This window comes from Methanosarcina sp. DH2 (genome assembly GCF_020804225.1).
Taxonomy (GTDB): domain Archaea; phylum Halobacteriota; class Methanosarcinia; order Methanosarcinales; family Methanosarcinaceae; genus Methanosarcina.
This window is the reverse complement of sequence record NZ_WJBI01000015.1, coordinates 81726-97802: the sequence shown is the minus strand read 5'-3', so window position 1 is coordinate 97802 and position 16077 is coordinate 81726. Positions and strand designations below refer to the sequence as shown.

The following is a 16077-nucleotide window of genomic DNA, read 5'->3' as shown; positions in this document are numbered from 1 at the left end:
TAACTGGTTGCTGTGTTTAACTGATTTATGACATTTAATTGATATGTGGTATTTATAAATTCAGGATTGTTCTCCTAAAAATTGATGCGGGAAGATGGTTTTAATGAAATCTCAGGATATTGCTATTGTTGGAATTTTACTCGCAATCGGTGCGATAGTTCGCTATTTATCACTCGTTATTCCGGGACCAATCGTCTCAAATCTCGTAATAGCCTTTTATTGTCTTGCCATTATCCTTGTTATACCAACATTCACCGAGGTAATAGGGATAGGAATTGTAGCAGGAATAGTCTGCGCCCTATTAAGTCACTCTATTTTTCCGCCTGCAAATCTCATCAGCGAGCCGGTTGGTGCAGTAGCCTGCCTTACTACATATAAGATCCTTGTGGGCAGGCTTTCTATCTCCCCTGCCATCTCAACTCTGCTCGGAACTCTTGCCAGCGGGACAACCTTCGTAGTTGTTGCGATGCTTCTTGTTGCTCCTACAATCGTATCAAAGTTTGAGACCATGGGGGCTTTTGCAGGTGCTGTAATCCCAATCGTCGTGTTAACCGCGATTGCTAACGCAGTCATTGTCCAGATCCTCTATGTCCCTGCTTCAAAGGTACTTGCCCGGGGGAAAGCGTAAAACATGATTGAACTCAGAAACTTCTCGTATACTTACGGAACAGCGGAAAACCCTGCCTTAAAAAACATAAATCTGGAAGTCCGAAAAGGGGAATTGCTCCTTGTTACAGGGCACAGTGCAGCCGGAAAAACCACTCTTGCCCTTGCAATGGCAGGTATCCTTCACCACGAAATCGGAGGCAAAATTGAAGGAAGCCTCAGTTTCAAAAACAGGGATATAAAGGACTTTGACGGCATGAAGGAGTTGAGCCGGTATACAGGGATGGTTTTTGACGATGCGGAATCCCAGCTGATTTTTACAACTGTTGAAGAAGAAATCCGTTCTGGACTTGAGAACCGTGGTCACCCGGAAAAAGAGACTGTACGCAGGCTTGAAGAGGCAATGGAGTTCTGTGAACTCAGCCATCTGAAGCACAGGGCTCCTCACACTCTGTCCGGAGGACAAAAGCAGAAAGCTGCCCTTGCTGCAACCCTTGCCCTGGATACGGAAGTCATTATCCTTGACGAAGCTACCGCTGAACTTGATACACAGGCAGTACGAAGGGTATTTTCTGTCCTGAAAAGGCTGAAAGAAGCAGGAAAGACGATTATAATTGTGGACCACAATGTGGAGGACTTCCTTGAAATAGGGGACAGGGTTGTGCTTCTTGAGAAAGGGGAAATAAAAGCAGTAAAAAGCCCTGCCGATTTTGCAACTTTTCCTGAAGAAGTTGCTCTTGAGATTGAGAAAGGTAAGCAGGACTATTCTCATCCTGAAAAAGAAGGACAGCCTGTTATTTCCGTAAAAAAGCTAACCCAGCGCTACGGAGAATTTACTGCTCTTGACAATGTCGACCTTGAGATATACTCGGGAGAACTTGTTGCAGTCCTCGGGAAAAATGGCTCAGGTAAGACAACGCTTGTCAAACATTTTAATGGGCTCCTGCGCCCTTACTCCGGGGGCGTGATCGTAAAAGGGCTCGATACCTCCAGAGTGCCTATTAACGAGCTGGTGAAACATACGGGTCTGGTTTTCCAGAATCCTGACAATATGCTTTTTGAAGATACGGTTGAAGCCGAGGTCTCTTTCGGGTTAAATAATATCGGGATAACTGGCTATCAGGCAGCTGAGGCGATTGATCGTTCTCTTGAACTTGTGAATCTGAAAGGTAAAGAGAAAGTATTTCCTCGCCACCTTAGCCATGGAGAGAGACAGAGACTTGCCGTTGCCTGTGTAATTGCAATGCGGCCCGAGCTGATAGTGCTTGACGAGCCCACTACAGGTCTGGACGCCGAAGAGTCAGACCGGATGATGCAGCTTATGAAAAGGCTCCAGCAGGAAGGCCACACTATTGTAATGGTGACCCATAATATGCAGATTGTAAAGGATCATGCTGAAAGGGTCATTCGGATGGAATCCGGAAAAATTGTTGGAGATTCGGCAAATGGAATCCTCGGTTCTGTCAAAAAAGAAATCAAAAGCACCGAAGGGAAATCTGCCGAAGGGGAGTAATAGTATGAAAGAAATTATGCAATACATTAATAGGGACACTTTTTTGCACAGCATGAACCCACTTTCGAAAATTGCTGCCGTTACAGGTATTATCGCCTTGAGCGTCTTTACCACAGATTCTGCAGTCCTCGGACTGATGGTCCTGGGGATTTTTCTGGCTTCCCTTAAAGCAGGGCTCCAGCAGGAACTTCTGAGGCAGCTCAAACTTCTTGTGTTTTTAAGCCTGACTCTTATCCTGCTCACTGTCTTCACCCTGAAAAGCGGGGAAACTATCGGATACCTGATCCCTGCAGGTACGCTTGCGGCCGGAAGGCTTGTTCCGGTTACAACCGGAGCCCTGGACTTTGGGACCGTCCTTTCTCTCCGTTTCTTTGCAATGCTTTTTGCCTTTCAGCTCTTGGTGGTCACCACAAAGCCAAGTGACCTCATGAAAGCCCTCCTGGCAATCCACGTCCCTGTTGACTACGTGCTCATGTTCGTGATAGCTCTCCGCTTTATCCCGAGCCTGCAGGTAGAAGGCCAGCGTATCCACGAAGCCCAGCTAGCAAGGGGCTACAACCCCGGAAAAGGAATGCGTGGAAAAATTATGAGTGTAAAACCGATCCTCGTACCCCTGGTCGCAAACTCCCTTGGAAGGACCCAGGTGCTCGGTCTTACCATGGACATGCGGGGATATAGAAGCAGGCAGAGCGTCGAGAAAAATAAGCTTATCTGGAATAAAACTGACGTAGCAGCTGTAGGCTGCGTAGCTGTCATGGGTCTGGGAGTGGTGCTTGGCGGGTTTATGTAAGCTCGTCCTGGTTTTTCCATCTGAAACTCGGAAGAACCTGCAAAATCCGAACGAAACTGCGGAAAAGAAGAAAATTATCATATCCAAAAATAAAGTAAAAGAATCAAAAAAGAGAAAAATAGGAAGTAAGCCTTAAATTCGCTTCCTTGAAGCCACATAGCCAGCCAGAATTACCGCAGCAAGCATAACCACTGGCAGCAATACTTTTTTCAGGCTTCCGGAAATTCCGGGATTATTCTCTTCAACTTCAGAATCGATAACATCGGATTCTTTCTCTTCTGAGTTTTCGGAAACTGCCTTGAAATCCTTATCCTCGACAGAACCCCCCAGGGGCAAGGATGTGCCTTCTGGATCTTCTCCCGGATAAAGGACCATTATTGAAAAAGCCGAGAACCCGGGCGTATCTGCCTCATAATAGACGTAGTCACCGTCTTCACCGGTCTGGGTGGTAGAGAGTTCTCTCCATTTTTCGTCCTCAAACTTCCAGAGTCTGACAGAAGACGAATCCACTCCGTTTGAATTAATCCAGGTTTTTTCAACTTTGAAGCCGACAACTGCGTTTTCAATGTTCTCCGAGCTTGCAGTCCCTTCGTTTCCGACCCAGATATTCGTGTTTTCGTAAACTTTCCCTGAGGGCAGTTCCGTCACAAGGGTGGATTTTTCCTTAAGCGTCTCGACAATGGTTGTAGTCTTCCCGATAGTCTTTTTGGGATCGAATTCAATGTATGCTATTGAGGTTACATTTTTTGTGAATACAAATTTAGCATGGTTGCCATTGCTGATAAACTGCTGGGCGAGTTCTTTTATCTCAATATTGCTGGCAGATTCGGGAGAGCCACCTGCCCCTCCACTTCCGGAACTGGAAGACGAACCTGAAGAAGAGGATGAAGAGGTTGTAGAAGATATCACTGTAAATATCCCTGCTTTTTCATTATTCATTTTATTAAACTCGAAAAACTGGTTTTCTGCATCTATAACCACCTTCAAGTCCATGCTTCCTGAACTGGTTGGAACCCAGTTAAATGTAAAAGAAGTTTTCGAACCCGCTTCAAGCCCGGAAACCGGGGAAAAAGAGATTTCATTTCCGTTCAGGTAGCATTTTACATTGCAATTTCCAGATGATGCAAGCCCTACATTCTTTAGCGTAACTTTAAATGTCACATTTTCGTTTTCACGGGGATTTGCAGGTTCCCAGGAAATGTCCTCGATTATCATATCTGGATAGCCGGATACGCCAATCGAATTCTTGTAAACGTACCAGCCCTGCTGGTCAACATCACTCGAAATTCCGGGATACCTCTCATAATCCCCGGTTGCATCATTCTTCAATGCCACCCTGACTAGGAATACAACTTCTTCGGAACCCTTATTCGGCTTGACCTTCAGGTTGAGAGTTTCATTTTTCCCGGTTTCCCACCCGGACTTTGCCAGGTCGACAAAAGGATATTCTGATAAGCCAGTTTTTGTCCCGTCTTTGGTCTCAATTGAACTTCCTTTCGGATAGAGTTCCACACTGTCCCCACTTCCTTCCATGATCAAGATTTCCTCATTGTTCGGAAACGAGACAATAATATGACCATCACTTGATTTTTCTCCGTTGTTTTTTGTTGTTATGGAGATCGTAGCGTATTCATTATTGTAAATTTCTTCTTCTATGTAGACAGCTGCACCTATGGTTTCGGAAACCAGGGAGTCTGCAGGGTTTGCCCCGGAAAGGTCGATATTTATTCCAACAGGTGCGGCATCCGAATTTATTTCAGATGCTGTGGCATTAAATGGCGTAAACAATAAGAAAAACACCAGCAAGAGACACGATAATTTCAGATATACTTTCATAATTTCTTCCCCCAAATGCATTACCAAAAGATCTGATATTAAGAAGATTTGCAATGTTTCAGTAGCAAATAATATTCAAACACCCATATAATTAATAGAAATGTAATTTCTAACAAAAATTATGAAATTAAAGTTATCTAACTAAAAAAATTATAATAATACAATTTTAAAAAAGCGAAGAGCTGCTAGTTAGGGCTCTGTCTGCTGGTCAGAACTTTATTATTTTCTACTTAGTCACTTGATACAAGCTTCTCATGCTTTTTTCTCTTCTTTCCTTCTTTCTACAGCTTTTCCGGTTTCACAGAAGTACAGGTTCTGTAATCCCTGTTTTTTATAAATGGCATGCAGGGCAGTTACAGCTCTTTTTCATAACTTTTTCCGAAGAATACCTCGTACACAAAAAAGTAAAGGCTCAGGATGAAATGGCAGACTTGGGAATGTTCCACAGTGTTCCGTACAAATGAGGGGGTTTTCAGGAGTGTCGTCTGATATCTATCTACACCTGCCTACCTGCACCTGCTATCTGCACCTGCCTATCTGCACCTGCCTATCTGCACCTGCCGAATTCGTGCCTGCTGGACTTTTCTCTGATCTCATTGATTAACAATAGTCCAGAGAATCAGGCTTATCTAGTGAACCGAGCTTATCCAGTGGACCGAGCTTATCCAGGAACCGGGCTTATGCTGTATATCATGTTTATATGCCCTATCTTCAGCAGTTTCCCGAAAACAGAATTATTTCCCTGGTTTATTATTGAGGCTATAAGATCCCTTATAAAGGAGTTCAAGTCAATTTCGAATTGCTGACTCTGCTATACAAGTAATCAAAAAATCCAAACATGAGAAATTTAGATCGTGATTATAGAATGAATAATTTATATTTTGATCAGGTATCAAAGAACTTATATACAATAGAATAGTAAGATAATTACTTAAAAGATTTATTGAGTGTCATATTGCGTCTTGGGGATATTCTATAATTGGAAGACTCTATCAATAGTGAATTTTCTCATATATCGAGCTATACGAATTATTATCGCTTAAAAAAGTTAATTGAAATGAACTGTTAGTGATTGATTGAGAGCCCGAAAATCCCCTGAGCTCTCAATCTGATGAAACCCCCGTTAAAGAATACTCCCACATATTCTTTACACAATTGTAAGAGAAGGCAATAAAGATTTGCTGCTGTTGCGGTGAATGACTGAGAGCTCGTAATCCCCTGAGCTCTCAATCTGATGAAACCCCTATCGATGAATACTCCCCAATATTCTATGTACAAACATGCCTGATATGCTTCTCTTACAATTACAATTCTTCTAATGCTGAAATTCTATATATAATAAATTCCGTTAAATATTCAATGATTAATTAATTTTGTCTGCTTATTAACATTTGATTGGTGCATTATTTTATAACGCATTGAAAAATCCAGTTAACCCCTAAATTATAGATGGTTTCTAATTTTTTAGCCCAATTGAAAACTTCAAGCAAAGCAAAATATAGGCTAAGCTAAATTTCCAAATTGAATTTAGTACTCATGGTACCTGATTGGAATTCTTTTACTTTCTCTTGGAATTCAAAGTCCAGCGAATGGCTTTAGCGGTGTGACTTGAGCAGTGAGCGGCTTGAGAAGTGATTTCCAGGAACCAAAGGAGTTTTGGAGATTATGAAATTATAGGAAAAGTAAAGTTTCAGTAAGTTCAGTAGAAAGAGACGTTCCGGTAAAAGAATAATAAAAAATAAAACTAAATATAAAAAGGAAACCGACCAGAAGGTCGATAGTACTGAATTAGTACTGAATTAGTTGTCGTTTGCCTCCCTATTTTTTAAGAGTTCTACAGCCAGTTCTCTGAGCTTGTACTTCTGGATCTTGCCGCTTGCGGTCAAAGGATACTCATTTACTATGAAGACATATTTCGGAACCTTATAACGTGCAATCTTGCTTACAGCGTAGTCCCTGATATCAGCTTCCGTAAGGTCCGCACCTTTTTCAAGGATGACAAAGGCTCCTACGATTTCCCCGTATTTCTTATCAGGTATGCCAACGACCTGGGCATCTCTGACTCCGGGCATGGCGTGCAGGAACTCCTCAATTTCCCGGGGGTAGATATTTTCCCCTCCCCGAATAATCATATCCTTTATGCGACCGGTAATCCTGTAGTAGCCTTTTTCGTCACAGGTCCCGAGATCTCCGCTGTGCAGCCAGCCCCCTTCGTCAATCACTTTTTTCGTTTCTTCCGGCATATTGTAGTAGCCCTTCATAATATTATATCCACGGCAACAGAGCTCTCCTACTGTGTTAGGGGGCACTGGCTCATTGGTAGATGGGTCAACCACTCTGACTTCAACGCCCGGGAAGCACTTGCCTACGGTCTCGACCCTGAGTTCTACCGGATCATCGACAGTTGTCTGTGTCATTCCCGGAGAGGCTTCGGTAAGCCCGTAGACGCTGGTGATTTGATAACAGTTCATATCTTTTACGACCTTTTTCATGGCTTCCACAGGGCAGGTAGAACCAGCCATGATCCCTGTCCTCAGGGAGGAGAGGTCGAACATATCAAACATGGGATGGGTGTACTCGGCAATGAACATTGTAGGCACACCGTAAAGGGCAGTACACTTCTCTTTCTGGACTGCTGCAAGCACCAGAAGAGGGTCGAAAACCTCAAGCATAACAAGCGTTGCCCTGTGGGTCAGGACAGCCATAACCCCGAGCACGATCCCAAAGCAGTGGAAAAGAGGCACAGGCAGGCAGAGCCGGTCTTTGTGTGTAAACTTCTGGCGGTCGCCAATAGAGAGCCCGTTGTTCAGGATATTTTTGCTGGTCAACATAACTCCTTTCGGAAAACCGGTAGTCCCTGAGGTGTACTGCATATTGACCACATCATCCCCGCTGACACTTGCCAGAATCTCTTTAAGCTCGTCATCAGGATAATGGCTGCCAAGGAGCATCAGCTCACTGGTGTTGTACATTCCCCTGTGCTTTTCCTGTCCTACATAGATCACGCTCTTCAGGCATGGGAAATTTTTACTCTTCAGGCGCCCTCTTTCCGAGCTTTTGAGCTCCGGGACCAGCTCATTGATAATTTCAAGGTAATCAACTTCCCTGAAACTATCGATAAGAGCAAGCGCCTTCATATCTGACTGTTTAAGTACGTACTCAACTTCGTGGCTCCTGTAAGCAGTATTTACAGTAACCAGAACTGCTCCTATCTTTGAGGTGGCAAACATGAAGGTAAGCCAGTCAGGAACATTCTTTGCCCAGATCCCTATATGATCTCCTTTTTTTATCCCGATAGCAAGCAGCCCTTTTGCAAGGTTATTTACTCTTTCGTTGAATTGACCGTAAGTAAAGCGCAGGTTACGGTCCGGATAAACCATAAACTCATGATCAGGGTCTATAGCTACCTGTTTTTCAAAGTATTCTCCAAGAGAATCTTCTATAAGATGCATGGTTTCAGCCTCTTCTTCTGGACTACTACTTTCAGAAACTTCTGGCTTATGAATGGGGTTTTTATATTCCGGCCAGTTAAAGGCGTTTCTGAAGTATGTTTAAATAGAGCAGGGAGAATCCGTATCTGTTTCCGCATCTGCTGAGGAGGCATCCATTGAAGGGAAAATATGCCTTTTTAAAATCTCGCGGATTGAATCCGGAAGGGGGAGTGCTTTCTGGAGTTTGAAATCATAATAAACCAGTACTGCCTGACCCCTTACCTTAAGTTCCCCTTCCTGCCAGGCCTCGTGCCCGACAGTAAAGGAGCTGTTCCCGATCTTTGTAATGAAGGTTCTGATCTCTACGTCGGACCTGAAATACATCTGCCTCAGAAAATCAAATTCAGTTCTGACAAGGATCAGGTGCCATACATCAGGGCTAAGGTCAAGGTCCGGCGAGAAAAGCCTGAAAATGGAGTTTCTCCCCGTTTCGAACCATACTGGAAGGACTGTGTTGTTTATATGCCCGAGCCCATCAATATCTCCAAAGCGCGGACTAACATTTATACTGAACATTTTGGATTCCCTAACTCTTAGTATCTGTACTCAATTATCCAATTTTTTAATCTAAATTTCTGCTTTTTTAAGTAACGTTTTTACTCTCTTACCCACCTAGCTGAGGCTTTCAGAGAGGAGCATAGACTACAGCCATTATTCTTGCATCCTCTTTCCCTGCTGCATGGACATCATGCGGGACGATGGAATCATAATAGATGCTGTCTCCGACACTTAGCCTGTGAACGTCCTTGCCATAGAAAATTTCAATTTCTCCAGAAAGTACATAAATGAATTCTTCCCCTTCGTGAGAAGAGAGTTTGTGGCTTTCTTCAGGGGAAGGGTGGATATCAATGATAAAAGGCTCCATATGGCGGTCTGATTTGTCCGAGGCAAGGGAGTAAAACTCAAGAGCACTTTTCTTTGGCTTCTCGGTCTTTCCGGAAAAACGGACCACGTTTTCGGATAGTCCTGCCCTTACGACTACAGGCCCGCTCTGGGGGACGTCGTCCAGAAAAGTACCAAGGCGGACGCCTAAAGCCCGGGCAATCTTTAAAAGAGGGGTCAAGGACGGAACGAGGGCTCCGTTTTCTAGCTGCTGGATTAACTCCACATTGCTCTGACTGGCTTCAGCCAGTTCTTCAACAGTCATATCCTGGGCTTCTCTAAGCTGGCGTATTTTACTTCCGACACGGTTCTCTTCTGACATTATTCTCTTCCTCACACACATTTTTAAGTCGCGGACCCGGCAGAAAATGTAAACCAGAGTCCCTATAAACAGCCTGTAAAGCTTATCTCTTTTGTATCTATCTATTATAAAAAATATACGTTCAGACCCTCTTTTTCCAGGTAATTATTAAAAAACAATTGTAAACAAAAACCAATAAACAGTTCGAAGAAAGAATGAGTTATTAGAAAAAATTAGCGGTTCGTAATTGCTTGTTTGATCTATTCCGGGATACTCATAAATCAAATTCTATTTCTCTTCTGCGCCGTACAGACCTGTAGCCAGCCTACCAGTAAATCAAGTCCACAAGCAACCCGCTGCTGCTATTAAGGAAATTCAATACTATGAGGAAATACTCAACATAGGGAGAAAAATACTTTCCTGACCCCGTGGTTATATTGTAAGGGCAAGAGTTAAGAGTTTAGAATCAGCCACCTTTTTCTTTTTACTCAAAAATATCACTATATAAAGATGAATGATCAACAAATTAGAGGGAAGAAAAACTAGAAAAAGAAAAAACTAGAAAAAGAATAAATAGAAAAAAATAGAAAAACAAAGTCAGAAAAAGGAAAAAATGTATTTGAAATGGAAATAACTGTAGTTTTTTAAAATCGATCAAACTCGAAATTGCACCTTAAACCTCTGGGGTCAAAACAGAGGTTGCAGGACACGCACCTTGCCTTTTTAGCCTCTCCTGATTTAAGTTTTAAAATAAGGTCAGGTTCGCTGATGAATGTCCTGCTCATGGATATAAGGTCTGCGAACCCGTTTTCAAGCAGGTCTTCCATAACAGAAAGAGACCTGATACCTCCTACAAGGATTAAAGGAATATTCACTGCACTTTTTATCATTTTGGAATAGTCCTTAAAGTAAGCCTCTTTAGCAGGAGAATTGATTGCGGTCTTTATAGTCACTCCACCTGCTTCGCTTATCCCTCCACTGACCTCGATTGCACATACACCTGCTTTTTCCAGAAGTTTTGCAGTTTCCACAGCCTGGGATATATCAAGCCCGAGTTCTGCCTTCGCCGTGCCGGGCTGGAAGCCATCCGTTGCATTCATTTTGACAAAAATCGGGAAATCGCCCCCAGTCTCATCTTTTATGCGCCTTACAATCTCCGTGACTATCCTTGCCCGGTTTTCCACGGAACTTCCCCATCTATCGGTCCGCCTGTTAGTATAAGGAGAGATAAAATTGCTTAAGAGAAAACCATGGGCACAGTGGAGTTGCACTCCATCAAAGCCTGCTTTTTTTGCCCGGACAGCCGCCTGTGTGAATGCCTCAATCACTTTCAGAATTTCTCCTTCGGTCATTTCCTTCGGCATAGTTGCCGAATGCCCGTTTTTAACTGCTGAGGGAGCCATAGGGGTAGGATATTCTTCAGAAACATCTGCCTGCCTGCCTCCATGTACTATCTGAAGCACTATCCTGCTTCTGTATCTGTGTACCCTATCCGTAATCTTCCTGTATGGCTCAATAAACCTGTCATCATAAATTCCCTGCTGGGAAGCATCGCTCTGCCCGCCGGGAAGGACATAAGAATAGCCAGTTATTATTAAGCCGACTTCATTTTTTGCAAGTTCTTCATAGAGATCTCCGAGTCCGGAAGTGGGCGTCCCGTCTTCTTCAGCCATGAATTCATGCGTTGCGGACCTTACAATGCGGTTCTGGAGTTCCATGCTACAGACTGTGATAGGGTCGAAAATCATGGGAAAAAATAGGGGAGAGGAGGGTAAATAATTATCCAGGATTCCTGAAAAAAGAGGCTTCGTATTCAGGCACAAAGTTTCTTTTAGCTGCGAGAGGAAAAGGAAGGAAAGAGAAGGGAAAATAAATCAGGCAACTTCAATTCCGATTTCCATCGGATATTCGGGATGATCTATTAGATTGATGTATAGTTTTTCTGAAGAACACAGATTAGTAGCGTGATCCGCCTGTACTTTCTGTTCAAAAGTAGAATTATTATCCAGAATAATTTCATACCTGTATTGTCCCAGTTCGGCATCTATTTTCGGTGAGGATATCTCGTCTTCGAAACCCAGTGTGTAGGTCTCTTTGAATATGGATTTATTATTAAAATCAAAAATCTCGATAGATATCACATGCTTCCTGGAATCACTATTTATAAGGAAAAACTGCAGGGGGTCAATATCTTCCTGTTCCAGCCTTTCCCTTTCCTTCTCCCAATCTATCATAAACATAACGTGGACTATTTTCCCATTGTATCTTTCATCAGTATGTGCAATGTTGTATGTAACATTCCAGGGTTCTCCCAGTTCAACAGACCCATGAAAAATTTCTCCTTCTATATATAACTCAGCTCTACTTTGTTTACTGCCGACAATAGATCCTATATAAAAGTATGCGTTTTCACCATTCTTACCATTTTGCCTGGAGACCTCTTGGATTCTAACCTCGAATTCCTCCCCCATTAAGCTGAGGGTCACTTGTCCGTTATCTGCGGCTTTCCTGAGTTTGTCGGTATCTATAATTACTGTTTCAAAACCATCCCAATCTTCCGAAACCTCAAGAAAACTGCTGTTTTTAACCTCTATTTTTTGAATTATGCCTTTGTCATCCGGTACACTCTCATTGTTGGAGCCCAAATATATAGAAAAAACCACAATTCCCAACAAAATTAACCCTGCTGCAGCTAGAACTTTAATACGCATGACCTTCCCTCAAAAATAAAGAAGTTATTATCTATATCCAGTATGATATATATCAAAATTATGTAATACGGCTTGAAAAAAAAGGAAAAAGGAGATAATATACTGAAATGGATCCTTCTGATCAGGCTTCAAATTCAGCATATTTGCGTGCGTCAAGTTCCTCTTCTATCCGCTCATTCTGTACTTTCACAGAAAATAGGGTAAGGAAAAGCAGGAAATAAGCTATGAAATTGACAATGAGAGTCAGTTGAAGCGCTGTCCCTTCAAGCCCTCCCCCACTTCCGCCGGTGTTTCCTCCGAACATAAGGGGGTGAGCCGATCGCCAGAGCCGGATTGAAAAGAAACTCAGGGGTACGGACATGAAGCCCAGGATTCCGAAGACTGCCGAGAGCCTGGCTCTTTTTTCAGATTCGTCGAGGGATTTTCTGAGCATTGCATACGCGAGGTAAACAAGGAAGAGGACCAGGGAAGTGGTCAGCCTGATGTCCCAGATCCAGTACCAGCCCCAGGCATCTTTTGCCCAGATCGAGCCTGTTACCAGCACAAGGAATGCAAAAAGGGTTCCTACCTCGGCTGCCGAGCGGGCATAGATATCCCATTTAAGGGACTTTTCCCTGAGGTAGAGGATACTTGCAACAAATAAGATTCCAAAAGCCAGGTAAGAAATAATTGCTATTGGCATGTGGAAGAAAAAGATTCTGAAGCTTCCGCTCAGGACCTCCCCTGATTCATCCCTGATTGGAGGCAGGTAGAAGAAAAGCATATATGTTGCAAGAAGCATTACGCCGGCAGTTGCAGCTGCCATCACTCCGATTTTTCTGGAACTTGAGGTCATTTCTTTCACGTGTTTTAATAGGTTAAGATTAACACGACTCCGATAATGATACTGAAGGTTACTAACTTATTTGTGAATAATTATTATTCATGTGTAATATAGTGAACTATAAATTCTGTCAACTTTAGCCCACCAGGGCTGATCAGCCATCAAAGCTGACCTATTAAGAGATTCGATAAAGAAATCGGATGAAAATATTGGATAAAGAGACTGGATGTAAAGTTAACAACGCACAATATGAAGCAGCAGGTGCATTGTGAAGCAGCCGCGTACAGGTGTGTGAATATATCGGTTCACTTTATTTATTATTGATTCTATTTTGATCGCTTTCTTGAAGCATCTTCTGCTTTACTATTTTTCTCTCTTTCTTCTCTTTTCTTTTCCCTTTTTTCTCTTTATTTTTCTCATTCTTCTCTTTATTTTTCTCATTCTTCTCTTTACTTTTCTCATTCTTCTCTTTACTTTTCTCATTCTTTCCTTTTTCTTCTTTTTTCCTTCAAGAAAAACCTCAGTCTGAGACTACGTATTCAAAGACCAGGTGCGAGATCACAAAAAACACAAGGTCGTAAACTGCAAGCAGCCTGATTTCAGGAAACAAATCTACTATATTGTTTCCGGCAAGAACTCCGGCAGTTGCCTCCACTGAAGGAATCAGGACAGGCAGGAGAACAGGCAGGAGAAGGACTGGCAGGAGGAGCTCTCTGGTACGGGTGCCGAGGGTAAGGGCAGAGAGCAGGGTTCCGACAGCAATAAACCCGAAAGTCCCGAGTAAAAGGATTAGCAGGAGCAGGAGTAAGGTTCGGATATCCAGGTTGTAATTGAAAAGTATGATAAAGAAAGGCAGGGTTACAGCTTCCATAAGAAATACAATTGCAAGATTGGAGAGAATTTTCCCTGTATAAATAGCACCCTTGTCCACAGGACAGAGCATAAGTGCTTCAAGGCATCCGTTCTCAGTTTCCATGACAAAAGTCCTGGAAAGCCCGAGCATCCCGGCAAAAGTAAAAGCAATCCAGAGAACTCCGGGAGCAAGTTTTTCAACCTTCTCAGCGTCCCCGAGAAAATCTCCAAATGAAACGCTGAAGACCACAAGTGCGAGAAGCGAGAAAATAAACATTGAGTTGAGCATCTGTTTTGTCCGGAACTCGGCTTTAAGGTCTTTTGCAGCAATATAATAGCTCCGGATCATTTTTAAGCTCCTGTTTTCATTTTATCCGTCATCTTATCTTGAATTCAAGATCTATTCTTTAATATTTATTTTTTTAATATTCTATTTTTAACATTGAATTTTTTAACATTGAATTTTTTAAACTTTCATTTGTTAAATTTTCATTTGTTAAACTTTCATTTGTTAAATCTTTGCATTTGTTAAATATCCGCATTTTTAAATTTATTTTTTATTTTTACTTTCGTTCTTAACTTTCGGGCTTTACACCATCATGGGGCCGCATTCTTCCTTGAAGCCCTCAAACCCTGATAAATTTTCCTTAAATCCATCGTATACAAACCTTCCTTTATTCAGGATAAGGACTCTGTTGCAGAGGGCAAAACCCCTCTCAAGATCATGGGAAACCATTAATTTTGTGCTCTCCTGAAATTCAGGGCTCTTAAGGATATTTTCGAAAACCAGTGAGGCTCCTGGATCAAGACCTGTATAAGGTTCGTCCAGAAGGAGGATGGAAGGCCTGTGAAGCAGAGCTCTTGCAATGGAAAGACGCTGTTTCATTCCTCTTGAAAAAGTGCTGACTCTTTCGTCTGCTTTTGTTACAAGCCCTACATCTTCCAGGAAATGTGAAATTCTCTCTCCGAGTTCTTTATCTTTGATTCCGTACATCTGCCCGAAAAAACGCAGATTTTCCTTTGCTGTAAGGTCTCCATAGAGATAGGAATCGTGCGAAAGCATCCCTATTTCTTTACGGGCTTTTTCCGGCTCTTCGGTTGTGTTAAACCCGGACACGATAATAGAGCCTCCGGTAGGCTCAATCAGGGTTGAGATCAACTTCAAAAGAGTGGTTTTTCCAGCCCCGTTAGGGCCAAAAATAACCGCAAATTCGCCTTTTTTGAGGTCAAGGTCAAGGGCTTTCAGGACAGGAGTTTTCCCGAAAACTTTTGACAGCTTCCTTATGGAGACTGCATTTTCCATCCGGAACTACTTTGCGAATCCTTCTAAATTAATCTTTTTATATGGTCTGTACTGTATCAGCCTGTAGTTCCGGCTTATGTCGTGACTCTGTATAGTTATTACCCAGTACTATCCGGCTTACTGCCCTTATTGTCTGGTTGTTTAAGGCACGTCTGATGCTGTTCTGTGCGCAACTGTACACAATCTGTTTATTACTTTACAGTCTGCGCATGACTTTATCATACGGGCCCAGGCCTTTTTCCCTACTTTTTTGTCCCTATAACCTGTCTCCATCATTTATTTTTTAAAGCTCCTGAGTACATTCTGTAAAAATCCTTTTTTTTCAAAGTACTGCTGGTGGTAATCTTCTGCCATATAGAAATCAGAAACCGGCACTATCTCGGTTACTATAGGGTTTTTGAAAGATCCTGACTTCTCGAGTTCTTCCTTTGAGGTGAGAGCAGCAGCCTTTTGCTCTTCGCTGTGGTAAAATATTACGGAACGGTACTGGTTTCCGACATCAGGTCCCTGCCTATCTTTTGTGGTCGGGTCGTGTACTTTCCAGAAAACATCCAGCAGGGTCTTATACGAAACAACTTCGGGATCGAAAATAACCCTTACAGCTTCTGCATGCCCGGTGTTAAGGGTGCAGACCTGCTCGTAAGTAGGTTTTTTAAAATTCCCTCCGCTGTATCCAACCGCAGTTGCAGCCACACCTTTAACCTGCCGAAAAGCCTCTTCAATTCCCCAGAAACAGCCTGCAGCAAAGGTTGCCTTTTCCAGGCCTTCTCCGGGGTTTTCAAATATTTCCGTACTTTCTTCAGACGTTGGGTTACTCTGTTCAGCCTTTTTATTTCCTTCCACTATCTTCCCCCCTTAATCTTCACGGAAATCAGGTTTATCAGGGCTTACTTTATATCAGGGTTTGTTTATGATCAAAACCATACCGCATAATAAAGTACATCTTATTAGGATAAGACCTATCTTTTC

The 16077-nt window shown here is 42.7% G+C and carries 14 protein-coding genes; 4 read left to right on the top strand and 10 right to left on the bottom strand.

The annotated features are described in order from the left end of the window. The first annotated feature begins 103 nt into the window (after positions 1 to 103). Genes FXV91_RS15125 through FXV91_RS15115 form a run of 3 tightly spaced genes read left to right on the top strand, consistent with a single transcriptional unit; the run spans position 104 to position 2909 of the window. Entirely contained in the window at positions 104 to 628 is a 525-nt protein-coding gene (locus FXV91_RS15125) for a tryptophan transporter (RefSeq protein ID WP_229391515.1), read from the top strand. 3 nt (positions 629 to 631) lie between these two features. Further along, positions 632 to 2119 (top strand): ABC transporter ATP-binding protein, encoded by a 1488-nt coding sequence (locus tag FXV91_RS15120; protein WP_229391514.1) that lies wholly within the window; start codon positions 632 to 634, stop codon positions 2117 to 2119. 4 nt (positions 2120 to 2123) lie between these two features. After that, positions 2124 to 2909, top strand: a complete 786-nt coding sequence (locus FXV91_RS15115) for an energy-coupling factor transporter transmembrane component T (RefSeq protein ID WP_229391513.1) — start codon at positions 2124 to 2126, stop codon at positions 2907 to 2909. 132 nt (positions 2910 to 3041) lie between these two features. On the opposite strand, the gene FXV91_RS15110 is transcribed toward FXV91_RS15115, so the two are convergent. Beyond that, positions 3042 to 4745 (bottom strand): PGF-pre-PGF domain-containing protein, encoded by a 1704-nt coding sequence (locus tag FXV91_RS15110; RefSeq protein WP_229391512.1) that lies wholly within the window; start codon positions 4743 to 4745, stop codon positions 3042 to 3044. 478 nt (positions 4746 to 5223) lie between these two features. On the opposite strand from FXV91_RS15110, the gene FXV91_RS19930 reads away from it, so the two are divergent. After that, the gene (locus tag FXV91_RS19930) at positions 5224 to 5349 is read left to right on the top strand and encodes a hypothetical protein (RefSeq protein WP_255680642.1); all 126 of its coding nucleotides are present in this window, start codon (positions 5224 to 5226) and stop codon (positions 5347 to 5349) included. Between the two features lie 1195 nt (positions 5350 to 6544). On the opposite strand, the gene FXV91_RS15105 is transcribed toward FXV91_RS19930, so the two are convergent. From FXV91_RS15105 to msrA, 9 genes are all read right to left on the bottom strand, one after another. Then, complete coding sequence (locus tag FXV91_RS15105) at positions 6545 to 8197, bottom strand: AMP-binding protein (RefSeq protein WP_229391511.1); 1653 nt, start codon at positions 8195 to 8197, stop codon at positions 6545 to 6547. A gap of 99 nt (positions 8198 to 8296) precedes the next feature. Continuing rightward, positions 8297 to 8752 carry a thioesterase family protein gene (locus tag FXV91_RS15100; RefSeq protein ID WP_229391510.1) on the bottom strand — a complete coding sequence of 152 codons (456 nt, stop codon included), beginning with the start codon at positions 8750 to 8752 and terminating at the stop codon, positions 8297 to 8299. Between the two features lie 109 nt (positions 8753 to 8861). Continuing rightward, positions 8862 to 9440 carry an XRE family transcriptional regulator gene (locus FXV91_RS15095; RefSeq protein ID WP_229391509.1) on the bottom strand — a complete coding sequence of 193 codons (579 nt, stop codon included), beginning with the start codon at positions 9438 to 9440 and terminating at the stop codon, positions 8862 to 8864. A 623-nt stretch (positions 9441 to 10063) separates the two neighbouring features. Next, positions 10064 to 11167 carry an NADH:flavin oxidoreductase gene (locus FXV91_RS15090; RefSeq protein ID WP_229391508.1) on the bottom strand — a complete coding sequence of 368 codons (1104 nt, stop codon included), beginning with the start codon at positions 11165 to 11167 and terminating at the stop codon, positions 10064 to 10066. A gap of 126 nt (positions 11168 to 11293) precedes the next feature. Further along, on the bottom strand, positions 11294 to 12130 hold the full coding sequence (locus FXV91_RS15085) for a hypothetical protein (RefSeq protein WP_229391507.1): 837 nt from the start codon (positions 12128 to 12130) through the stop codon (positions 11294 to 11296). 121 nt (positions 12131 to 12251) lie between these two features. Continuing rightward, positions 12252 to 12965, bottom strand: a complete 714-nt coding sequence (locus tag FXV91_RS15080; RefSeq protein WP_229391506.1) for a cytochrome c biogenesis protein — start codon at positions 12963 to 12965, stop codon at positions 12252 to 12254. A gap of 508 nt (positions 12966 to 13473) precedes the next feature. After that, the gene (locus tag FXV91_RS15075; protein WP_229391505.1) at positions 13474 to 14154 is read right to left on the bottom strand and encodes a heme exporter protein CcmB; all 681 of its coding nucleotides are present in this window, start codon (positions 14152 to 14154) and stop codon (positions 13474 to 13476) included. 240 nt (positions 14155 to 14394) lie between these two features. After that, positions 14395 to 15108: an ABC transporter ATP-binding protein gene (locus FXV91_RS15070; RefSeq protein ID WP_229391504.1), complete on the bottom strand. Its 714-nt coding sequence runs from the start codon at positions 15106 to 15108 to the stop codon at positions 14395 to 14397. A gap of 276 nt (positions 15109 to 15384) precedes the next feature. Beyond that, positions 15385 to 15951: a peptide-methionine (S)-S-oxide reductase MsrA gene (gene msrA, locus FXV91_RS15065; protein ID WP_229391503.1), complete on the bottom strand. Its 567-nt coding sequence runs from the start codon at positions 15949 to 15951 to the stop codon at positions 15385 to 15387. Positions 15952 to 16077 lie beyond the last annotated feature (126 nt).